Here is a 20,693-nt window from a genome sequence, read left to right as displayed (position 1 = left end):
GGGAGGAGTTGGTTCCGCCGTTACGAGGGTGGGGTGGTGGTACGGCTCCTCACGGGGGCGGTGCGTGTGCCGTTCTTCTGCCCGACGGCCTGCAGCGCGCCTTCGAGCGCGAACGTCGCCGCGCCGAGGCACACCGGGTCGGTGGGGATGGGGGAGAGGACGACTTCGGTGGCGGCCAGCGGCCGCGGCAGCGCGTGCCGGGCCACGGCCTCACGCACCTCGTGCAGCAGCGGCTCGCCCAGGGTGCGGGCCACCCAGCTGCTCAGCACGACGATCTCGGGGTTGAACAGGTTGACCAGGTCCGCGACGCCGGCTCCCAGATAACGGGCGGTGTCGTGGACGACCCGGCGCGCCACGGGGTCGCCCGTCGCGACCCCGCGGGCCAGGGCGTCGATGGTCGCCGTCTGGTCGTCGGCGTGCAGCAGCGGGCTGTCGGGAGCGAGTTCGCGCAGGTTCAGCATGATGCCGCGCGCGCCGACGTAGGTCTCCACGCACCCGTGGTCGCCGCAGCGGCACGGCCGTCCGTCCAGCACCATCGTCGTGTGGCCCCACTCACCGGCGCTGTTGCTGACGCCCCGGTGCAGTCCGCCGCCCAGGACGAGACCGGCGCCCACACCGGTGCCCAGGTTGACCACCACCGCGTTCCCGCGCCCGCGCGCGGCCCCGAACCACAGCTCGGCGACCGCGCTGGCGCGCAGCGGGTTGTCCAGGTACAGCGGGTAGGCGATGTGCTCGGTGAGCAGGTCGAGGAGCGGTACGTCGTGCCAGTCCCAGTTGGGCGCGTACTCGGAGACGCCGGTCGCGCGGTCCACCTGCCCCGGCACGCTCACCCCGACGCCCAGCACCCGGGCGCCCTCGATGCCGGCCTGCGTCACGACCGAGCCGACGGCCGTGACCACATGCCCGACCACCTGCTCGGGCAGGCTCTCGCCGGGCCGGACGTCCTCCTCGGCACGGGCCAGCACGTTCAGCCCGAGATCGAACAGCTCGACGTGGACGTAGGTCTCGGCGATGTCGACGCCGATCAGCGCGCCGCCCGAGGCGTTGACCGCGACCAGGCCCCGGGGGCGGCCGCCCGCGGAGTCCTCGAAACCGACCTCGGTGATCATGCGCAGGTCGAGCAGCTCGCCGACGAGGGTGGCGACCGTCGCGAGGCTGAGCCCCGTGGCGGCCGCCAGCTCCTGCCGTGACGTGGGTGACTCCGCGATGATCTGGCGCAGCACCTCGTAGCGGTTCGCGGTGCGGATGTCACGTGATGTGCGCTTCACCGGGGTGCCCCAATCCTTCCCAGACCGACCGGGCCGGATCGACGTCGGCACCGGCGCGGCGCAAGGCTATGGGCTGCCGGGACTTTCGACAAGGGGTTAGGAAAGGGGCTTTATAAAGTGCGCACCCGGTCAACCGGTGGTGGTCGGTCGTGGCCGGTGGTGGCCTGCCCATGATGCCTCAGTACGGGTGTCCTGGACCCCGGCGCGTCACTCCGGCTTCCCGGCGGGGCCGGCCGCGGGGTGCGCCGGCGCCTCGTCCGGTCGGTTCGCGCCGGCGACCGCGGCGGCCAGCTGCCGCTGCACCCGCTCCGGCAGGGTCGTGCCCCCTACCGTGCCCACCAGGTCTCCGGCCAGATCGTGCAGTTTGGTGTTGGTGTTCTGGGAGGTCCTGACCAGCACGCTCCAGGCCGCCTCGGGAGTCAGGCCGAAGGAGGCCATCAGGATGCCGCGGGCCAGGTCGATGGTCGGCCGGGTCTGCATGGCGCGGCGCAACTGGGCGACTTCGGCGCGCAGGTCCTGGCCCTCCCCTTCCGGAGGGGCCGGGGGCGCGGCGTCCTCCGCCCGGCCGGGGCCCATGAGCATCTCCCGGGTGCCCGTCAGGTCGAGCACCCGCTCGACCGCGACCCCGCAGGAGCGGACGGTCACCGACTTGCCCTGCTCGACGGCGCGGGCGTGCAGGTCCAGCAGGGCGTTGAGGCCGGCGCAGTCACAGAACCCGACGGCGTCCAGACGCAGGTCCATGCCGCCGCCCGACAGGGCGAGCATGTCGTACAGCTCCGGCAGCAACCGCCTGCTGCCCAGGTCCAGTTCCCCCCACATCGTCACGGTCATCCGGTCGCCGACCGGAACGACGTCCATGGTCGCCATGCAGGGCGGGATCGCCGCCGGTGCACTGCCTCCCGCCGCGGGTGCGGCGTCTTCCCGGGTGTGAGACCGCGCGGCGTACGCAGGCTCCGGCATGGCCCTGTTCTCCCTCGTCCGTTCGCCTTGCCCTCGCTTCCAGCGTTGCCCCTCTACCCCACGCCCGTCAACCAATACATGAAATGCAGTACGTGTTTTTGGGTGCGTGAATGTTCTGTCGCTAGAGTTGGGAGCATGGATGGAGTGCCCGAGCCACACACCGGATGGACGTTCCTCACCAACCATGCGCGTGTGCTGGCTGCCATTGCCGACAACCACAGTGCTCGTATCCGGGACATAGCGGCCCACTGCCGCCTCACCGAACGAGCCGTGCAGAAGATCATCGCCGACCTGGAGCACGACGGATACCTCTCCCATACGCGGGAGGGGCGGTCCAACGCCTACCGGATCGACCCCGGCAAGGTGCTGCGCCACCCGGCCGAGGCGGGGCTGACCGTGGCGTCCCTGATGTCCCTGCTCATCAAGGACGAGGTCGACCGCGCGACGACCTCCTCCACCCGCGCCCGCCCGCGCGCCGCGACATGACCGCGGGCCCACCGCACGTCCTGGCCTGACGCGGGCGGCCCGTACGCGGCCGCCCGAAGCGGCGCCGTCCGCTGCACGGAGCGACCCGACCGGCCCCCGGCGCCGATGCGCACGCCGCTCGGCGACCGGCTCGCACCGCCGCCCCCGGCTACGCCTGCCCGAGCACATCCCGTACGAAGGTGTTGGCGAACTTCCCCCGCGGGTCCAGTTCCCGCGCCAGCGCCCGGAAGTCGCCGAGGCGCGGGTACAGCTCGCGCAGGGCCGAGGCGGGCAGGGTGAACACCTTGCCCCAGTGCGGGCGGGCCCCGAACGGGGCCAGCGCCGCCTCGACCCGCCGCACCACCGGCAGGACCGCCCGCGTGTCCTCGACCCAGGTGAAGTGCGCCGCGACGGTGTCCCGCCCGTGCGAGGGGCTCAGCCACTGGTCGTCACCGGCGACCGTGCGCACCTCGCAGATCTGCAGGACGGGGGCGAGGTGTTCCCGGATCGCGTCGAGCGCGTGCAGCATCTCCACGGCGCGCCCGCGCGGCAGCAGGTACTCCGACTGCAACTCCGTCCCGCTGCTCGGCACGAACTCCGCCCGGAAGTGAGGCAGCCGCTGGTGCCACGGCCCCGGCACACCGAACTGCTCCGTGCAGTTGACGGCGGGCATGCCGGGCACCGGGTGCATCTTCTCCGTGGCGGGAGCAGCCCAGGGGAAGGCGGGCAGCGGCTGGTCCGTGCGCCGCTTCAGCCACACCTGCCCGAAGCCCGGCTCGCGCCAGTCGGTGAACAGGCTGACGCTGTACCCCGTCGCCATCACCGTCTCGAACACCCCGGAGTCCAGGCCCCGCAGGGGCAGCCCGGTGAACACGTGCTGCTCCACCTCGTAGGCCGGCTCCAGGTCCAGGGTGAGCGCGGTGACGACGCCGAGCGCGCCGAGTGAGGTGACGGCCCCGCCGAACCGCTCCTCGTCCCGGCCTATGGTCACCATCGAGCCGTCGGCCGTGACCAGCTCCACCTCGCGCACCGAGGCCGACAGCGGGCCGTTGAGCACCCCCGAGCCGTGCGTGCCGGTCGCGACCGACCCGGCCACCGAGATGTGCGGCAGGGACGCCATGTTGTGCAGCGCGAGGCCCTGCCCGTGGACCCGGCGGGCCAGTTCCGCGTAGCGCACACCGCCGCCGACCCGGACCGTGCGGGCCACCGTGTCGACCTCCACCCGAGGAGGCAGGTCCGCCAGCGACAGCAGGACGCCGTCGGGGCCGGGTTCGGCGATCTCGTTGAACGAGTGTCCGCTGCCCAGCACCCGCACCCGGTCGCTGTCCGCGACCAGCGCTCGCAGCGCGGTCGACGAGGCGGGCCGGTGGAGCTCCTTGGCCGCGTAGGCGATGTTGCCCGCCCAGTTGGTCACGGTCGCGTTCATGCGTCGTCCTTCCCCGAGGCGGCGGGGACGGGAAGCCCCCGGGCCGGAACCTACCCCGGCCCGCCGTCCATTGCCGCCGTGATCGGGACCGGCCTACGGTACGGACTGTAGAGAGCGGTTTCTGCATGTGGTGCGGGAGCTGCTCCCGCAGCACCCCGAGCCGGAAGGTCACCCCCTTGAGCCAGCGCCCCCAGGCATTGTTCGCCCTGGACTCCGAGAACGTGCCGCAGGTCTTCCCGCCCGAGGTGCTGGCACGGCTGCGGAAGTCCGTGGACATCGATCCGGGCCTGGTGGCCCGGGACTTCACCGACCCGCGCGTCCGGGGGGCGCTGGCCCGTACCGAGATCCTGGTGACCGGCTGGGGCTGCCCCCGGATCGACGAGACGGTGCTCGACGCCGCCCCCCGGCTGCGGGCGGTGTTGCACTCGGCGGGTTCCGTGAAGTCCTTCGCCACGCACGCCCTGTGGGAGCGGGGCATCGCCGTCTCCTCGGCCGCCGTCGCCAACGCGCTGCCGGTCGCCGAGTACACCCTCGCCATGATCCTGCTCGCCGGGAAGGACGTCCTGGCCGCCCGCGACCGGATGCGCGCGGCCCGCCCGTCCGCCGGCTGGGGTGTCGTCCCCGGCATCGGCAACTTCGGCCGCCGGGTCGGCGTCATCGGCGCCTCCCGCATCGGCCGCCGCGTCCTCGAACTGCTCCGCCCCTTCGACCTGCGGCCGGTCCTCACCGACCCGTACGTCGACGAGCGCGGGGCCGCCGCCCTCGGCGTCCCCCTGCTGCCCCTGGACGAGCTGCTGCGCACGTCCGGCATCGTCACCGTGCACGCGCCCGAGACGCCCGAGACCCACCACATGATCGGCCGCCGTGAGCTGGCCCTGATGCCCGACGGGGCGGTGCTGATCAACACCGCGCGGGGTGCGCTGGTCGACCACGACGCCCTCGTGGCGGAACTGCGCACCGGACGTCTGACCGCGATCCTCGACGTCACCGACCCCGAGCCGCTCCCCGCCGACTCGCCCCTCTACGACCTGCCCGGCGCCTTCATCACCCCCCACCTCGCCGGCTCCCAGGGCAACGAGCTGGCCCGGCTCGGCCTGACCGTCGCGCAGGAGGCGGAACGGCTGCTGGCCGGCGAGCAGCCGGCGCACGCGGTCGACTGGGCGGCGCTGGAACGCGAAGCCTGACGATCATCGCAGGACAGAGGGTGATGAACGCGGCATTCCACCGGTTCGGGGGGACCCGGGTACCGGCCCCGCGCACCCAGGGGCATACCGTGAGGAGTCGTACGTCCGAACCGGGAGGAGAGACGGGATGGGCAGCCGTACCGCGCTGGTCGAGGATCTGATGGAGCGGTTCCCGCACGTACCGCGGGAGGCCGTCTTCAAGGAGGACCTGCTCCGCGGCGGCGTCGCCTTCGACCCGTCCGCGCTCAGCGACAACGAGGGCGGCGAGGTCAAGCCGAAGTCGTACTTCATCTTCTCCTTCGACCACGGCACCCTGCCCGAGCTGGGCGAGGCCGCGCTCCGCCGCCCGCCCGAGGAGATCATCCTCACCGGCGGCCCCTACGACCTGCGCCGCACCGTCGTCTCGGTGCGCGTGAACCCGTCCTCGCCGTACCGCGTCGCCGCGAACGACGACGGCATGCTCGGCCTGTACCTCGACGGCAGGCGCATCTCCGACGTCGGGGTGCCGCCGATGCCCGAGTACTACCGGCACACCCTCTCCAACGGGAAGTCGGTCATGGAGGTGGCCCCGACCATCCAGTGGGGCTACCTGATCTACCTGACCGCGTTCCGCGTGTGCCAGTACTTCGGTGCCAAGGAGGAGTGCCAGTACTGCGACATCAACCACAACTGGCGCCAGCACAAGGCGGCGGGCCGCCCGTACACGGGCGTGAAGGACGTCGACGAAGTCCTCGAGGCGCTCGAGATCATCGACAAGTACGACACCGCGAAGGTGTCCACCGCGTACACCCTCACCGGTGGGGCGATCACGTCGAAGGTCCAGGGCCTGGACGAGGCGGACTTCTACGGGCGGTACGCCAAGGCCATCGAGGAGCACTTCCCCGGCCGCTGGATCGGCAAGGTCGTGGCCCAGGCGCTGCCCAAGGACGACGTCCAGCGCTTCAAGGACTACGGGGTGCAGATCTACCACCCCAACTACGAGGTGTGGGACGAGTACCTGTTCAAGATGTACTGCCCGGGCAAGGAGCGGTACGTCGGCCGGGACGAGTGGCACAAGCGGATCCTCGACTCGGCCGAGATCTTCGGCGCGCGCAACGTCATCCCCAACTTCGTGGCAGGCGTGGAGATGGCCGAGCCGTTCGGCTTCAAGACGGTCGACGAGGCCATCGACTCCACCACCGAGGGCCTGCGCTTCTTCATGTCGCACGGCATCACGCCCCGCTTCACCACCTGGTGCCCGGAGCCCACGACGCCGCTCGGCAAGGCCAACCCGCAGGGCGCGCCGCTGGAGTACCACATCCGCCTGCTCCAGGCCTACCGGCAGACCATGGAGGACTTCGGTCTCTCCTCGCCCCCCGGCTACGGCCCGCCCGGCGCCGGCAACGCGGTCTTCTCGGTCAGCTCCTTCATGGACAGCCTCCCGGCCGACGCACCCACCGCCGTTTGATAACGCTTCGATGACAACGCCCCTCGGGGCGAGGCGGCATCGAGTCGCAGGGCGGCCGCACCCGTATGGCACTCCGAGACCGGAGCCATGGGGGTGACGCCGCCCTGTCCTGATATCTGAACAGGGCGCTTGTCAGTTGTGTGGGAGGCGTGAAAAGCTCTTGCATCGCCGCGAGGGTCCCCCCAACTCCGACGCCGTCATGGTGAGTTGACCTCGCTTGTGGATGCAGGAGACTCATGCCCGACCTGCCGACCCCTCAGGATGCCACCGAGGCCGCGCTGTTCTCCGAGTGCTGGGACGCGGTCCTCGCGTACGCGGACCTGTGCACGTCCGGTTCCACCGCCGCCGCACAGCTCGGCCGCGAGGCGTTCGCGCAGGGCGTGCGCGAGGCCCGGGCCGCCGAGACCGGCCAGGTCCGCGGCACCGCCCGCCGCCCTGCCCGGCTGCCCCGCATACCCCTGCTGCTGACCTCCGTACGCACCACGGCCGCGGCCTGGGAGGAGGCGGGCCAGGGTCACAAACTCGACCCCGACCTGCGCCTGTGGCTCAACTCGGACGCGGCGGCCCGCTACACCGGCCCGCCCCTGCAGCGCCCGCTCGCGCTGCGCGGCCTGCGCGACCTGCAGCAGCCGGACGCCGAACTGCTCTGGTTCGCCGAGGTGGAGGCGCTGCCGCTGCCCCTGGTCGCCCGCCGCCTGGGACTCGATCCGGCCGGCGTCGCCGAGGAACTCCAGCAGGTGCGCACCCTGTTCCGGGACCGCTGCCACCGCAATCACCTCGACACGCCCATGGACGGACGGTGCCGCAGCTACGCCCGCCTGCTGGACGCCGTCACCCGCTCCTCCGCCGCCGAGGCCCCCGGCGACCTCTCCCGGCACCTCGCCACCTGCGTGCAGTGCGCCGAGGCCGCCGCCTGTCTGCGCCTGCACGGCGGCGGCCTGCCCGGGGCGCTGGCCGGCGGGGTGATCGGCTGGGGAGGCCTCGCCTACCTGGAGCGCCGCCGCCGCGCCGCCGAGGTGCGGCTCGGCGCCGGCCGGCCCGGCTCGACCGACGGGGCCGGTACGCAACCGGAGGACGGCGAGCAGAAGGCGCGCGTCGCCCGCAACGGGCTCCTGGTCGCCGCGGTCCTCGTCTCGGTGCTGGCCCTCGGGGTCTCGCTGATGCCCTTCGGGGGCGACGGCGACGAGCTCGGCGCACCCGGCGTGGACCGGCAGCCGGTGGCCGACAGCGCTCCGCCCCTGCCGTCCGCCCCGTCCCTGCCGCCCGCGACATCGAAACCGGCCGACCGGGACACCCAGGCCTCCAAGCAGCCGGAGAAGTCCCGCAAGCCGGAGGACAAGAGCCGCCACACCGAACCGCAGGGCACCTCCTCGCCCACCGACCGGGCCGAACCCGACGAGAGCGAGGAACCCGTCTGCAGGGTCGAGTACGACCTGGTCAACCAGTGGCCCGACGGCTTCCAGGCCACCGTCACCGTCACCAGCACCCGGCCCCTCGACGCCTGGCGCGTCGCCTGGTCCTTCCGGGACGGCCAGCATGTCGGCCAGATGTGGGACGCCTCCGTCTCCCAGGACGGCTCCCGCGTCAGCGCCACGGCCGCCGACTACAACAAGTCGGTTCCCGCGGGCGGCGATCTGGCCTTCGGCTTCCTGGCCTCCTGGCGCGGCAAGAACTCCGCGCCGTACGACTTCGAGCTGAACGGCCAGGCCTGTGTGAAAAACGGTTGACGCACCCGCGTCACGGCGGGATACCGTGACGTCGGTTCCGCGCACACCGCGGTTCCGTGCGCGGATTCCGCGCAGAGAGACGTACCGAGCGACGAGGAGGTGTCGACCGATGGCTGTCATTGCGATGAGCGCTGCCCGCATCCAGTTCATGAAGTCCACCTCCATGGCCGCCGGCTGATCCGACCGACTGTCGGGCCGGGGCCGACCTCGGAAGGGTCACCCTTGTCTTCCTCCTTTGCTTCATCCGTTTCCTCCGCGCTCACCCCCTACGGCTGGGACGACGCCTGGGCCGAGGCGTTCGCCCCCTACGAGGCCGAAGGGCTGCTGCCCGGCCGTGTCGTGCGGGTCGACCGCGGGCAGTGCGACGTCGTCACCGCCGGCGGGATGCTGCGGGCCGACACCGCGTTCGTCACCCCGCACGACCCCCTGCGGGTGGTGTGCACCGGCGACTGGGTCGCCGTCGAACCCGGCGGGAACCCGCGCTACGTCCGCACCTACCTGCCGCGCCGTACCGCTTTCGTCCGCTCCACCTCCTCCCAGCGGTCCGAGGGGCAGATCCTCGCGGCCAACGTCGACCACGCCGTCATCGCCGTGTCCCTCGCCCTCGAACTGGACCTCGGGCGCATCGAGCGCTTCCTCGCGCTCTCCTGGGAGTCCGGGGCCCAGCCCGTCGTCGTCCTCACCAAGGCCGACCTCGTGCCGGACGCCGTGACCCTCGCGCACCTCGTCCAGGACGTGGAGACGGCCGCGCCCGGCGTGCCGGTCGTGCCCGTCAGCTCCCTCGACGGGGACGGGCTCGACGTGCTCGCCGCGATCGTCGGCGGCGGGACGTGCGTGCTGCTCGGACAGTCCGGCGCGGGCAAGTCGACCCTCGCCAACGCGCTGCTCGGCGAGGACGTCATGGACGTCCAGGCCACCCGCGACGTCGACGGCAAGGGCCGCCACACCACCACCACGCGCAACCTGCTCGCCCTGCCCGGCGGGGGTGTCCTGATCGACACCCCGGGGCTGCGCGGCGTCGGCCTGTGGGACGCCGAGACCGGCGTCGGGCAGGTGTTCTCCGAGATCGAGGAACTGTCCGAGCGGTGCCGCTTCCACGACTGCGCCCACGAGGCGGAGCCGGGATGCGCCGTGCTGGCCGCCATCGACAGCGGTGAGCTGCCGCAGCGGCGGCTGGAGAGCTACCGCAAGCTGCTGCGGGAGAACCAGCGCATCGTCGCCAAGACCGACGCCCGCCTCCGGGCCGAGATCCGCAAGGACTGGAAGCGGAAGGGGGCGATGGGCCGCGCCGCGATGGAGGCGAAGCGGGGAGCGCACTGGCGCGCGTGAGGGGTTCTGCCTCGGCTCGCTCGGGTCCGCCGGGGGCTGGTGAGGGGCTTGCCTTGCGCCCGCAGGGGCCCGCTGGGGCTCGTGCTCGTGCGGGGCCTGCCTCGCGCCCGCACGGGCCCGCCGGGGATCGTGAGGGGCTCGCGTCCGCCGCAGGGGTGCCGCGGCGGACGTGTGGCTCCCGCCCCGCGCGGGCGCCCCGCCCACCGCCGTGCGCCCTGCTCAGCGCCGTGTCCGATTCCCGCCAGCGGTCGTGCGGTCGCGGGCGGGAGACTGGACCCGTGACGAACCAGGAAACGGACGAGGACACCAGGTACGAGGCCGTGCGCAGCCGGGACGCCCGTTTCGACGGCGTGTTCTTCTTCGCCGTCGAAACGACCGGCATCTACTGCCGGCCGAGCTGCCCCGCGGTCACCCCGAAGCGGGCCAACGTACGGTTCTTCGCCACGGCCGCCGCCGCGCAGGGCTCCGGCTTCCGGGCCTGCCGGCGGTGCCGCCCGGACGCCGTGCCCGGCTCCGCCGAGTGGAACGTCCGCGCGGACGTGGTGGGTCGGGCCGTGCGGCTGATCGCCGACGGCGTCGTCGACCGGGAGGGCGTCGCCGGGCTCGCGGGACGCCTCGGCTACAGCGCACGGCAGGTGCAGCGGCAGCTCACCGCAGAACTGGGCGCCGGGCCGGTCGCGCTCGCCCGGGCCCAGCGGGCCCACACCGCGCGCGTCCTCGTGCAGACCACGGAGCTGCCCATCACCGAGATCGCGTTCGCGTCGGGCTTCGCCAGCGTGCGGCAGTTCAACGACACGATCCGGGCGGTCTACGCGTCGACGCCGAGCCGGCTGCGCGCCACCGCGCCGCGCAACGGCAGGGGCCACCGTGCGGCGACCCCGAACGCCGGCATCCCGCTCCGGCTCGCCCACCGCGGCCCCTACCGGGCCGGGCCCGTCTTCGACCTGCTGGAGCACCAGGCCGTACCCGGCGTCGAGGAGGTGAGCGGCCCGCCCGGCGCCCGCACCTACCGGCGCACCCTCCGCCTCCCGTACGGCACCGGGATCGTCGCCGTCGACGAACGCCCCGGTACCGCCCGGACCGGGCCCGGCGCCCACCCGGGCGGCTGGCTCGACGTCCGGCTGCACCTCACCGACCCGCGCGACCTGACCACCGCCGTCCAGCGGCTGCGGCGGTTGTTCGACCTCGACGCCGACCCCTACGCCGTCGACGAGCGCCTCGCCGCCGACCCCCGGCTCGCACCCCTGGTCGCCGCCCGGCCCGGGCTGCGCTCGCCGGGCACCGCCGACCCGGAGGAACTAGCGGTGCGCGCCCTGACCGGCCGGACGGAGGCGGAACGGCTCGTACGCCGTTACGGCAAGGCGCTCGACGCCCCGTGCAAAAGCCTCACCCACCTCTTTCCCGAGCCGGCCGTGCTGGCCGCGGCCGAGCCCGCCGGTGTCCTCGGGGCGCTCACCGCCGCCCTCGCCGACCAGGCCGTACGCCTGGACCCGGGCGCCGACCGGGACGAGGCGCGGGACGCCCTGCGGGCCGTGCCCGGTCTGGACGCCCGTACCGTCGCCGAGATCCGCGCCCGTGCCCTCGGCGATCCGGACGTGGCCCCGCCCGGTCTGGACGCCCCCGACACCTGGCGCCCCTGGCGCTCGTACGCCGTGAACCACCTGCGCGCAGCAGGGGAATGGGAGTGGTGATGACCTGCCCGACCTACTGGACGAGCGTGCCCGGCCCCCTCGGGCCGCTGCTCCTCACCGCCGCCCCGACCGGCGAGCTGACCTCGCTGTCGGTGCCCGGGCAGAAGGGCGGACGCGAGGTGCGGGACGACTGGCGGCGCGACCCCGGGCCCTTCAGGGAGGCCGAGGAGCAGCTCGGGGCGTACTTCGCCGGGGAACTGAAGGAGTTCCGCCTGGCCTGGCGCACCGAGGGGACGGCCTTCCGCGAGAAGGTCTGGGCCGCGCTGGACGACATCCCGTACGGCTCGACGGCCACGTACGGCGAGATCGCCGCGCGCATCGGAGCGCCCCGGGCCGCGGTACGGGCCGTCGGCGGTGCGATCGGGGCGAACCCGCTGCTGGTGGTCCGCCCGTGCCACCGGGTGATCGGGGCGGACGGCGCACTGACCGGATACGCGGGCGGTCTGGACCGCAAGATCCGGCTGCTGACCCACGAGGGGGTGCTGCCTTCCTGAGGGCGCCGGCTCAGCGGCCGCCTGAGGGCCGCCGGCCTCAGCCCCAGAGGACCGCGCCCAGCCAGGCCGCCGCGATCAGCTGGCAGGTGAACAGTTCGGTCAGGATGCCGGAGCCGCCCGCGCGCATGACCGTGCGCAGGGCGGCCACCGCGTCGGTGTGGCGGCCGAGGCGGAGCCGCTCGAAGAGGTAGACACCGCCCAGGAATCCGGGGATCGCGCCCAGGACGGGTATCAGGACGAAACCCAGCACGGAACCGGCCCCGGCGCAGGCCAGCATGCGGCGGGTGGTGCGGTTCATGCGCAGCCGGCGGGGCGGAAGCGCCCAGCGGACGGCCTGGGAGACGAGCAGCAGGACCGTGGCTGCGACCAGCACCCACCAGGCGACGGGCTGCGGGTCCTTCAGTGCCCACCACATGACCGCTGCCCACACCAGCAGCGATCCCGGCATGGCAGGCAGCAGCACTCCGCACAGTCCGAGCAGGATGACCAGCCCGACCAGCAGGAGGTCCCACACTCCCATCTGACCAGACTGCCGGAACACCGGAGAAGGCGCAGGTCAGAAGCGCGGCCGGGCCTCAGACCCGCAGGTCAGCCACGCGCGCCGCGCCGGGCTTCGCATTTCGCATGACCGTTCTACGGATCACTCGACGTGCCGTTCACCCTCCCTTGGAGGACCGGTTTTTTCCACAAGCCCCGTTTTCATCCGGCTCGTGCGGTGGACAATTACGGGCATGAGCCAGCAGGGGGGAAGGCCCACCGGTCGCGAGGACGACTGGTGGAGGGAGTTGTACGACGACTCCGCCGACGACACGGGCCCGGCACCGGCGCGGGATTCCCTCGACGACCGGTTCGCGTCGGCGTCGGGGGCGGTGGCGGACGGGACGCAGGGGCGGACCGGCCCCTCGGATCGGTCCGGCTCCTCGGACCGGCCAAGTTCCTCGGACCGGCCGGGTTCCTCGGACCGGCCGGCGGCCCGTGGCTTCGGAGCGGGGCCGGTGGTCCCGGCGCCCCGGACCGGGGCCGACGACCTGCCGGACGCCCCCCGCCCGAACGACGGGCCCTCGCACCGCGCGCCCTGGGAGCCACCACGGCCCGGCCCCACCGGGCCGGTGAGTTTCCCGGCCTCGGCGCGCCCACCGCAGCGGCCCGGCCGGCCCCCGGCCCACGCACCCTCGGACGAGCGCCCGGGACCCTCCGCCTCCGTCTCCGCCTCGCAGAGTTCGGGGCAGCCGCCTGCGCCGACGGTTCCCGACGCGGAGACGCCGCGGATCCCACCGCCTCCCACGGTCCCTCCGACCTGGCCGAGCCCCCAGGCGCACCCGGCCACGGGGGCCGCCGCCCCGGCGCCCCCTACCACCGCGCCCGGCGAGTCCGCGCCCCGCCCACCCGCCGCCGAGCCGGCGCATGCCGCGTCCCCCACCCCGACCGACCGGCCGCCCGTGCCGCCGCGTCCCACCGACTCGCCCCCCGTGCCGCCGCCTCCCACCGCGGCGCCGTCCGAGGTGCCCCCACCCCCGGCCACCGCCCCCGCTCCCGCTCCCGACGAGCACAGTCCCCGGATCGAGCGCCCCGCGCCCGTCTCCAGGTCCCGTGGCCACGTCGGCACGCGGCCGCCCACGTACGACGCCGAACCCACCGCTCTCCCGGCCGCCGATCCGGACGATCTCGACGATCTCGTGGCGGACACGGTGCTGGACGGAGCCCGGTACGGGGCGTGCACGGTGCGGGCCGTCTCCCAGCGGGGGGACTCCGCGCGGTATCGCGGAGAACCCCGCCGGGACGCGCTGCTCACCGCCCGGTTCGGCGCCGGGGAGCACGCGCTGCTGCTGGTGGCGATGGCGACCGGGGCCCGGGCCGCGCCCGGAGCGCACCGGGCCGCCGCCGAGGCCTGTCACTGGATCGGGCGAGCCGTCGGGCGCAGCCACGCACGGCTGGTGGAGGACATAAGGGACGGCCGGCGCGGCGATCTGAAGTCCGGGCTGCACCGGCTCACCGACCGCAGCCTCGGCAAGCTGCGGGCCAGCGCCTCCGAGCAGGGCGTCGATCCAGGGGAGTACGCGGCCAGCCTGCGCTGCCTGTTGCTGTCGGCCGACCCCGAGTGCCGGACCCGGGTGTTCTTCGGGGTCGGGCCGGGAGGACTGTTCCGGCTGCGGGAGGGAGAGTGGCAGGACATCGAGCCGCACGCCGCCGAGGTCAAGGGCGACCCCGTCATGGGCTTCGGCTCACCGCCCTCCGAGACTCCCGAGGGCGACCGGCTCACCATGGACCTGGGCATCCCGACCCCGCCCAGCCCGTACGAACCGGCCCCGGAGCCGCCCCGCGAGCCCTTCCGCTTCCGGACCTCCGTCGCCCGCCCGGGTGACACGCTCCTGATGTGCACCGGCGGCCTCGCCGACCCCCTGCGCGGCGAGCCCGAACTGGGCGAGTACCTCGCCGAGCGGTGGTCCCGCCCCGAACCGCCCGGCCTCGCCGCGTTCCTCGCCGACTCCCAAGTGCGGGTCAAGGGCTATGCGGACGACCGTACGGCCGCCGCGGTGTGGGAGGCGTGAACGCTGCCCGTGTGACTTGATGGAACCCGGAGGGATCCCAGGAGACCTGAGGGGCAGACGAGAGCCATGGCCAAACAGAACGTCGCGGAACAGTTCGTCGACATCCTGACCCGCGCCGGAGTCAAACGGCTGTACGGAGTCGTCGGCGACAGCCTCAACCCGATCGTCGACGCCGTCCGCCGCAACTCCGCCATCGACTGGATCCACGTCCGGCACGAGGAGACCGCCGCCTTCGCCGCGAGCGCAGAGGCGCAGATCACCGGCTCGCTCGCCGCCTGCGCCGGTTCCTGCGGCCCCGGCAACCTCCACCTCATCAACGGTCTCTACGACGCCCACCGCTCCATGGCCCCGGTCCTCGCCCTCGCCTCGCACATCCCCTCCAGCGAGATCGGCCTCGGCTACTTCCAGGAGACGCACCCCGACCGGCTGTTCGCCGAGTGCAGCCACTACAGCGAGATGATCTCCAGCCCGCAGCAGATGCCGCGGCTGCTCCAGACCGCCATCCAGAACGCCGTCGGCCGCAGCGGCGTCAGCGTCGTCACCCTGCCCGGCGACATCGCCGACCGGCCCGCCCCGGAGAAGGCCGCAGAAACCGCCCTGGTGACCTCCCGTCCGACGGTCCGCCCGGGCGACGCCGAGATCGAACGCCTCGTCGAGATGATCGATGAGGCCGGCAAGGTCACCCTCTTCTGCGGCAGCGGCACGGCCGGAGCGCACGCCGAGGTCATGGAGTTCGCCGGGAAGATCAAGTCCCCGGTCGGGCACGCCCTGCGCGGCAAGGAATGGATCCAGTACGACAACCCCTACGACGTCGGAATGAGCGGACTGCTCGGATACGGGGCCGCCTACGAGGCCACCCACGAGTGCGATCTGCTGATCCTGCTCGGCACCGACTTCCCCTACAACGCCTTCCTCCCCGACGACGTGAAGATCGCCCAGGTCGACGTCCGGCCCGAGAACCTCGGCCGCCGCTCGAAGCTGGACCTCGCGGTGTGGGGGGACGTACGGGAGACGCTTCGCTGCCTGATCCCGCGCGTGAAGGAGAAGAAGAACCGCCGCTTCCTCGACCGCATGCTGAAGAAGCACGCGGACGCGCTGGAGGGGGTGGTCAAGGCGTACACCCGCAAGGTCGAGAAGCACACGCCGATCCACCCCGAGTACGTGGCGTCCGTGCTCGACGAAGTCGCCGCCGACGACGCCGTGTTCACCGTCGACACCGGCATGTGCAACGTCTGGGCCGCCCGCTACATCTCCCCCAACGGCCGCCGCCGCGTCATCGGTTCCTTCTCGCACGGCTCGATGGCGAACGCGCTGCCCATGGCCATCGGAGCCCAGTTCACCGACCGCAAGCGGCAGGTCGTGTCGATGTCCGGCGACGGCGGCTTCTCCATGCTGATGGGCGACTTCCTGACGCTGGTCCAGTACGACCTGCCGGTGAAGGTCGTTCTGTTCAACAACTCCTCGCTCGGCATGGTCGAGTTGGAGATGCTGGTCGCCGGCCTCCCGTCGTACGGCACCGCCAACAAGAACCCCGACTTCGCCGCCGTCGCCCGCGCCTGCGGTGCGTACGGCGTGCGGGTCGAGAAGCCCAAGGACCTGCCCGGGGCCTTGAAGGACGCCTTCAAGCACAAGGGGCCCGCCCTCGTCGACGTCGTCACCGACCCCAACGCGCTGTCCATCCCGCCGAAGATCAAGGCCGAGATGGTGACCGGATTCGCCCTGTCGGCCTCGAAGATCGTGCTGGACGGCGGAGTCGGCCGGATGCTGCAGATGGCCCGCTCCAACCTGCGCAACGTGCCCCGGTTCTAGGAGGGCGCTCTAGCTGTAGGGCGTCCACCCGCGTGCGGAGGTGTCGTACACGTAGCGGGGCAGGCCCTTGATGCCGCTGGTCCGGAACGGGCGGCCGTCGTCGTCGATCCGGACCGTGCCTGTGCGGCCCTGGGAGGACCAGTCCAGCTCCAGGTACCAGCGGCAGTCGCACCCTTGCGTCCGGGCGTTGACCAGCAGCACCTCGGGGTCCTGGGCGGAGACGCGGTAGGGCATGCGCATCGCCGGGATCGGCGTACCGGTGTCGTTCCCGGCGACCGCGCGGGCGATGGGTCGGTCCTTGTCCAGGTTCACGTCGAAGGAGCGCGGGGTGATGGCACCGCCGCAGCCCCGGTCCATGGCATAGGAGTTGCCCTGCGCCGGGGCCGTCCGTCCCACCACGCGCACGCGCAGCGCCTCCAGTACGACGGCCGTGTCGGTGCGCCCCTGCACGGACAACCGCACGAGCGTCTCGCCGCCGTGCACCGCGTTCTGCGACGCCGCCCACACTCCGGCGTCCTGCGGGACCGGCGGGGGTGGGACCTGCGCGGGCGGCTTGGCGACGACGTAGTCGTGACCGCAGCCGAGCTTCCAGGCCTGGGAGTCGGCGGACCAGGTGAGGGGCGAGGCGGAGGCCGCCCCGCCGGGAGGCGGTGCGGTGCGGGTGGAAGGGGACGGGGAGGGCTTCGGCTGCTTCGGGGCGGCGGAGGGCGCAGGACGCCGGGGAGCGGGGGCGGGGGAGGTGCCGTCCGGGGTGGGGGAGGGGCTCTTCCGGTCCGGCCCTTCCGTCGTCGCCGTACCGGGGGAGGCCGGGCCGGTCACAGGCGTCCGGTCGCCGGTGGTCGTACGCCGATCGTCCGGCAGCGCGGCGAGGCTCCCGACCACCGCGAGCGCCGCGCAGGCGGCGGCCAGTCCGACCGCGGCGCTTCTGCGGCGGTACCAGGGGCGGCCGGGGAGCGAATCCGCCTCCGCGGAGGTTTCGACAGGGCCGTTCACCGGGGCGGTGCCCGTGTCCGTCTCCGCGTCCCTTTCCCTGTCGCTGTCCGTCTCCGTGTGCGTGTCCGTCTCCGTATGCGTGTCCGCGTCCGTATCCGTCTCCGCGTCTGCTCGCGCCGTACCGGCAGCGCTTGCCGTCCGGGACCGCTGCCGCGCCGCCACCGCCAGGAGCCAGCGGCGGTGCAGCTCCAGACGTTCCTCCGCTGACGCCCCGCACAGGGCGGCGAAGCGCTCCACCGGGGCGAAGTCGACGGGGACCGCGTCGCCCGCGCAATAGCGGTGCAGAGTCGAGGTGTTCATGGCCAGGCGGCGGGCCAGCGAACCGTAACTGCGGTCCGTGCGCTCCTTGAACGTCCTCAGCAGCGCCGCGAACTCCCCGACGCCGTCGACGTCGTGCTGTGCCGACACCGTTCCTCCCGCCCCGTAGCTCCAACCGGCCCGGAACGGCATCCCAGGCACCCCATGTACCTGCACGTCAGACGGGCTGGGATGGTTCCACCGGGCCTGATCTGCTGCGGACTGTTGCATCCGGGCGGCGGGACCGCTGATGCTCTTGGTGTCGCACCGACCAGGCACGGGCCGACCAGCCGGACTGGCCGCGGCATTCTCATCCACGCACTCGACCACGGGGGAACACCCATGCCCATGCGCATGCGAGCAAGCGCTCTCACCACACTCGTCGTAGCCGCCCTCGCGGCGGGCACGGTCATCACGGCACCGGCCGCCGGTGCCGCGCCGAAGGCCGCCGCACCGAAGTTCCTGTCGGCGTCCCAGTTGCCGCCGCACCCGACGTCGGCCTGGACCGCCGGCCCGGTCACCGAGGGGTTCCCGGAGGGCCTCGGCTTCTGTGTGAGTACGGAGGGTGTGCCCTCCTATGACTACCGGCACCGGGAGTTCCGGACCGACCTGGACACGGGCGCCGTGCAGTTGACCGTCGTGGCGGACACAGCCGCCCTCGCCAAGGCCTTGGCGAAGCACTACGACGACCTGATCCGCACCTGCGCCGACCGCATCGAGAAGAACGACCCGGACGTCGAGGCCGAGGGCCGGGACTACGGTTCGCTGCCCGTCGAGGAAGGCGCCCGCGTCCGGGGCCTGCACACCGAGACGTCCTGGGGCGCCACGGACATCTCGCTGCTGTCCGTCGGCCGGGACGGCAGGACCGTCACCGTCGTGTCGTGGGGCCAGATGGGCGACTTCGACGACGCCCCCGTCGCCGCCTTCAAGAAGACGACGACCACGGCCGTCAACAAGCTGTACTGACCGGGCGTCCGCCGGAAGACCGGGGCCGTCCTCCCGCCACGGGGGTGGGGAGGACGGCCCCGTACCGGTTGCGGCACCCGTCAAGACCGTCGCACTTCGGCCAACTTCACCGGAGCGCCCCGCAGGGGGCCGGCCGCCCCGGTGCTTCGCCGGGGTACGCAGGGATCGGCAGCCGGCCGTCGGCCCATCGTCCGATCTCCGGCGGTCAGGATCCGTCCGGGGACGATGACCGGCTACCCTCTTGTCCCCCTCCCCTCCGTCGCCGTACCGTCCGGCGGCCCGCCACCCCGGGGCGCCCGGCCCGTTCCGGTGGCCGAACACCCGGTCGTCGGCGATTCGACATGACTGCCGCGTTTCCGATCGGGCATGGATCCCCGTGAACGTGTTCGAGCAGGAGGGGAACCGACATCGGCGCGCGGGCGGGGGTCATGGAGAGGCAGGCACGACGAGGCGGTCCCATAACGATCGGGGGCTTCTCGGCGAAGACGGTGGAGGACAGGACCGACGATGTCAGGGAACACGATGAGGCGCCGCAGTTGAGGCGCCGACTGGGACGGGCGGACCTGCGGGCCGTCCCGGAGGCCCGCAGGGCGCTGCGGGAACTGCTCGGGCAGTGGGGGAAGCACGGGCAGTCCGACGTGGCCGAACTGCTCACCAGCGAGCTCGTCACCAACGCGATCGTCCACACCGACCACGACGCGGTCCTCACGGCCACCGTCGGACCCCGCGGACTGCGGGTGGAGGTCCGGGACTTCGTCGCTCGCAGACCTCGACTGCGCGCACCGGCCGCCGACGAGGGCACGAACGGCAGGGGCCTGTTCCTGGTGCAGTCCCTCGCGGACGCCTGGGGTGTCCGGCCGCACGGCGTGGGCAAGGCCGTCTGGTTCGAGCTGGAGGCCGGGGCGGCGTGAACGCGCAAGGGGCGCGGCCCGCAGGCCACGCCCCCTCGCCGCTCTGCTACGGCCCGGCTAACCGAACTGCTGCTCGAGGTCCTTGAGCTTGCGCTCCAGGGAGTCCAGACGCGGCAGTGCCATGGTGTCGTCCTCCGCGGTGAGGTCGACGGTCACCGGGTCAGCGCCTTTGCGCACCGGCTGAAGGGAGGGACGCGAGCGCACGGGCAGGGGTTCCGGCGCGGATATGGCAGGCTCCGCGGAGACCTGCGAGGAGCCGCGCTCCACCTGCACCTCCAGCTCCCGGCCGCCACCCCGGCCGAAGTGGCCCCGGTGACCGCGGCTGATCGCCTTCAACTGGGCCCGCTCCACGCGCTGCTGGTCGCGTCGCCGCTGCCGGGTCTCTTCCTTCTTGCGCTTGTCGTCGCGCACCTCGTCGACCGCCTCGTCCAGGCTGCGCACGCCCTCGAGGAGCATCAGCGACCAGGCGCGGTAGGTCTCCCGGGGGGCCCGCAGCCAGCGCACCATGCGGATCTGCGGCAGCGGACGGGGCACCAGACCCTGCTCCCGCAGGGCGGCACGGCGGGTCTGCTTCAGCGCGCGGTCGAAGAGGACCGCCGCCGACAGGGACATGCCCGCGAAGAAGTGGGGGGCACCCGCGTGGCCGACGCCCCGGGGCGCGTGCACCCAGTTGAACCAGGCCGCGGCGAAGGCGAACGTCCAGACCAGTATCCGGGAGCCGAGCGCGGCGTCACCGTGACTGGCCTCGCGCACCGCGAGCACGGAGCAGAACATCGCCGCGCCGTCCAGGCCGAACGGGACGAGGTACTGCCAGCCGCCCGAAAGCCCGAGGTTCTGCTCGCCGAAGCCGACCAGGCCGTGGAAGGAGAGCAGGGCGGCTACGGCCGCACAGCAGAAGAGGAGGAGGTAGGAGAGGGTGCCGTAGAGGGCTTCCTTGCGTCTGCGTCGTTCCTCGCTGCGCTCCCAGGAGTCGTCCGCGCTCGTGTCCTTGACCGAGGAGCGCTTGCCGCGCGCGAGCACCGCCACCGCCGCCAGCATGCCCAGGAGAAGCACGGCGCCCGGAAGCAGCCAGTTCAGCGATATGTCGGTCAGTCTCATCTGGGTGGTCCCTTGCATTGGGATAGGGCGTAACGCCCGCCATAGTGGCCCAATCGCACCGACCCTCAGGGGGTTTCGG

General features: G+C 72.9%; 17 protein-coding genes. 11 read left to right on the top strand and 6 right to left on the bottom strand.

The window, feature by feature from the left end:
• Positions 1-20: 20 nt before the first annotated feature.
• Together AB0F04_RS16590 and AB0F04_RS16585 are read right to left on the bottom strand one after the other, a co-directional pair.
• Positions 21-1,268 (bottom strand): ROK family transcriptional regulator, encoded by a 1,248-nt coding sequence (locus AB0F04_RS16590; protein WP_362042129.1) that lies wholly within the window; start codon positions 1,266-1,268, stop codon positions 21-23.
• Between the two features lie 207 nt (positions 1,269-1,475).
• Positions 1,476-2,135 carry an ANTAR domain-containing protein gene (locus AB0F04_RS16585; RefSeq protein ID WP_362042127.1) on the bottom strand — a complete coding sequence of 220 codons (660 nt, stop codon included), beginning with the start codon at positions 2,133-2,135 and terminating at the stop codon, positions 1,476-1,478.
• A 228-nt stretch (positions 2,136-2,363) separates the two neighbouring features.
• On the opposite strand from AB0F04_RS16585, the gene AB0F04_RS16580 reads away from it, so the two are divergent.
• The gene (locus AB0F04_RS16580; RefSeq protein ID WP_362042126.1) at positions 2,364-2,714 is read left to right on the top strand and encodes an ArsR family transcriptional regulator; all 351 of its coding nucleotides are present in this window, start codon (positions 2,364-2,366) and stop codon (positions 2,712-2,714) included.
• A 148-nt stretch (positions 2,715-2,862) separates the two neighbouring features.
• Here the strand turns inward: AB0F04_RS16580 and AB0F04_RS16575 are convergent, their stop codons facing one another.
• Positions 2,863-4,119 carry an FAD-binding protein gene (locus AB0F04_RS16575; RefSeq protein WP_362042124.1) on the bottom strand — a complete coding sequence of 419 codons (1,257 nt, stop codon included), beginning with the start codon at positions 4,117-4,119 and terminating at the stop codon, positions 2,863-2,865.
• A gap of 176 nt (positions 4,120-4,295) precedes the next feature.
• Between AB0F04_RS16575 and AB0F04_RS16570 the strand changes: the two genes are divergently transcribed.
• From AB0F04_RS16570 to AB0F04_RS16545, 6 genes are all read left to right on the top strand, one after another.
• Positions 4,296-5,303, top strand: a complete 1,008-nt coding sequence (locus AB0F04_RS16570; protein ID WP_362042123.1) for a hydroxyacid dehydrogenase — start codon at positions 4,296-4,298, stop codon at positions 5,301-5,303.
• A 127-nt stretch (positions 5,304-5,430) separates the two neighbouring features.
• Positions 5,431-6,750: a radical SAM protein gene (locus AB0F04_RS16565; protein WP_362042121.1), complete on the top strand. Its 1,320-nt coding sequence runs from the start codon at positions 5,431-5,433 to the stop codon at positions 6,748-6,750.
• A gap of 236 nt (positions 6,751-6,986) precedes the next feature.
• Positions 6,987-8,477: a cellulose-binding domain-containing protein gene (locus tag AB0F04_RS16560; RefSeq protein ID WP_362042119.1), complete on the top strand. Its 1,491-nt coding sequence runs from the start codon at positions 6,987-6,989 to the stop codon at positions 8,475-8,477.
• A gap of 222 nt (positions 8,478-8,699) precedes the next feature.
• Positions 8,700-9,806, top strand: a complete 1,107-nt coding sequence (gene rsgA / locus AB0F04_RS16555) for a ribosome small subunit-dependent GTPase A (RefSeq protein ID WP_362042118.1) — start codon at positions 8,700-8,702, stop codon at positions 9,804-9,806.
• Positions 9,807-10,084: 278 nt separating this feature from the next.
• The gene (locus AB0F04_RS16550; RefSeq protein WP_362042116.1) at positions 10,085-11,497 is read left to right on the top strand and encodes an AlkA N-terminal domain-containing protein; all 1,413 of its coding nucleotides are present in this window, start codon (positions 10,085-10,087) and stop codon (positions 11,495-11,497) included.
• On the top strand, positions 11,497-11,991 hold the full coding sequence (locus tag AB0F04_RS16545; protein ID WP_053667721.1) for a methylated-DNA--[protein]-cysteine S-methyltransferase: 495 nt from the start codon (positions 11,497-11,499) through the stop codon (positions 11,989-11,991). Before AB0F04_RS16550 ends, AB0F04_RS16545 begins: the two co-directional genes overlap by 1 nt.
• A gap of 37 nt (positions 11,992-12,028) precedes the next feature.
• On the opposite strand, the gene AB0F04_RS16540 is transcribed toward AB0F04_RS16545, so the two are convergent.
• On the bottom strand, positions 12,029-12,511 hold the full coding sequence (locus tag AB0F04_RS16540) for a DUF456 domain-containing protein (RefSeq protein ID WP_362042114.1): 483 nt from the start codon (positions 12,509-12,511) through the stop codon (positions 12,029-12,031).
• 211 nt (positions 12,512-12,722) lie between these two features.
• On the opposite strand from AB0F04_RS16540, the gene AB0F04_RS16535 reads away from it, so the two are divergent.
• Together AB0F04_RS16535 and AB0F04_RS16530 are read left to right on the top strand one after the other, a co-directional pair.
• Positions 12,723-14,540 carry a protein phosphatase 2C domain-containing protein gene (locus AB0F04_RS16535; protein ID WP_362042112.1) on the top strand — a complete coding sequence of 606 codons (1,818 nt, stop codon included), beginning with the start codon at positions 12,723-12,725 and terminating at the stop codon, positions 14,538-14,540.
• A 66-nt stretch (positions 14,541-14,606) separates the two neighbouring features.
• Positions 14,607-16,349 carry a pyruvate dehydrogenase gene (locus AB0F04_RS16530; protein WP_362042111.1) on the top strand — a complete coding sequence of 581 codons (1,743 nt, stop codon included), beginning with the start codon at positions 14,607-14,609 and terminating at the stop codon, positions 16,347-16,349.
• Between the two features lie 9 nt (positions 16,350-16,358).
• Here AB0F04_RS16530 and AB0F04_RS16525 read toward each other — a convergent pair whose 3' ends face one another.
• The gene (locus tag AB0F04_RS16525; protein WP_362042109.1) at positions 16,359-17,750 is read right to left on the bottom strand and encodes a helix-turn-helix transcriptional regulator; all 1,392 of its coding nucleotides are present in this window, start codon (positions 17,748-17,750) and stop codon (positions 16,359-16,361) included.
• Between the two features lie 231 nt (positions 17,751-17,981).
• Here AB0F04_RS16525 and AB0F04_RS16520 point away from each other — a divergent pair, with 231 nt between their 5' ends.
• Both AB0F04_RS16520 and AB0F04_RS16515 read left to right on the top strand, forming a co-directional pair.
• Positions 17,982-18,605 carry a hypothetical protein gene (locus AB0F04_RS16520; protein ID WP_362042107.1) on the top strand — a complete coding sequence of 208 codons (624 nt, stop codon included), beginning with the start codon at positions 17,982-17,984 and terminating at the stop codon, positions 18,603-18,605.
• A gap of 428 nt (positions 18,606-19,033) precedes the next feature.
• Entirely contained in the window at positions 19,034-19,516 is a 483-nt protein-coding gene (locus AB0F04_RS16515) for an ATP-binding protein (protein ID WP_362042105.1), read from the top strand.
• Between the two features lie 57 nt (positions 19,517-19,573).
• On the opposite strand, the gene AB0F04_RS16510 is transcribed toward AB0F04_RS16515, so the two are convergent.
• Positions 19,574-20,614, bottom strand: a complete 1,041-nt coding sequence (locus tag AB0F04_RS16510; protein ID WP_362042103.1) for a DUF2637 domain-containing protein — start codon at positions 20,612-20,614, stop codon at positions 19,574-19,576.
• Positions 20,615-20,693 lie beyond the last annotated feature (79 nt).

The organism is Streptomyces sp. NPDC029041, assembly GCF_040637515.1.
Taxonomy (GTDB): domain Bacteria; phylum Actinomycetota; class Actinomycetes; order Streptomycetales; family Streptomycetaceae; genus Streptomyces.
The sequence above is the reverse complement of the archived record's forward strand: the minus strand, read 5'-3'. Positions and strand labels throughout refer to the sequence as shown.

Coding starts and splice junctions, on each gene's coding strand:
- AB0F04_RS16535 (WP_362042112.1), top strand. CDS start 12,723: ATGAGCCAGCAGGGGGGAAGGCCCACCGGTCGCGAGGACGACTGGTGG.
- AB0F04_RS16510 (WP_362042103.1), bottom strand. CDS start 20,614: ATGAGACTGACCGACATATCGCTGAACTGGCTGCTTCCGGGCGCCGTG.
- AB0F04_RS16565 (WP_362042121.1), top strand. CDS start 5,431: ATGGGCAGCCGTACCGCGCTGGTCGAGGATCTGATGGAGCGGTTCCCG.
- AB0F04_RS16545 (WP_053667721.1), top strand. CDS start 11,497: ATGACCTGCCCGACCTACTGGACGAGCGTGCCCGGCCCCCTCGGGCCG.
- AB0F04_RS16560 (WP_362042119.1), top strand. CDS start 6,987: ATGCCCGACCTGCCGACCCCTCAGGATGCCACCGAGGCCGCGCTGTTC.
- AB0F04_RS16575 (WP_362042124.1), bottom strand. CDS start 4,119: ATGAACGCGACCGTGACCAACTGGGCGGGCAACATCGCCTACGCGGCC.
- AB0F04_RS16580 (WP_362042126.1), top strand. CDS start 2,364: ATGGATGGAGTGCCCGAGCCACACACCGGATGGACGTTCCTCACCAAC.
- AB0F04_RS16530 (WP_362042111.1), top strand. CDS start 14,607: ATGGCCAAACAGAACGTCGCGGAACAGTTCGTCGACATCCTGACCCGC.
- AB0F04_RS16585 (WP_362042127.1), bottom strand. CDS start 2,135: ATGGCGACCATGGACGTCGTTCCGGTCGGCGACCGGATGACCGTGACG.
- AB0F04_RS16520 (WP_362042107.1), top strand. CDS start 17,982: ATGCCCATGCGCATGCGAGCAAGCGCTCTCACCACACTCGTCGTAGCC.
- AB0F04_RS16515 (WP_362042105.1), top strand. CDS start 19,034: ATGGAGAGGCAGGCACGACGAGGCGGTCCCATAACGATCGGGGGCTTC.
- AB0F04_RS16540 (WP_362042114.1), bottom strand. CDS start 12,511: ATGGGAGTGTGGGACCTCCTGCTGGTCGGGCTGGTCATCCTGCTCGGA.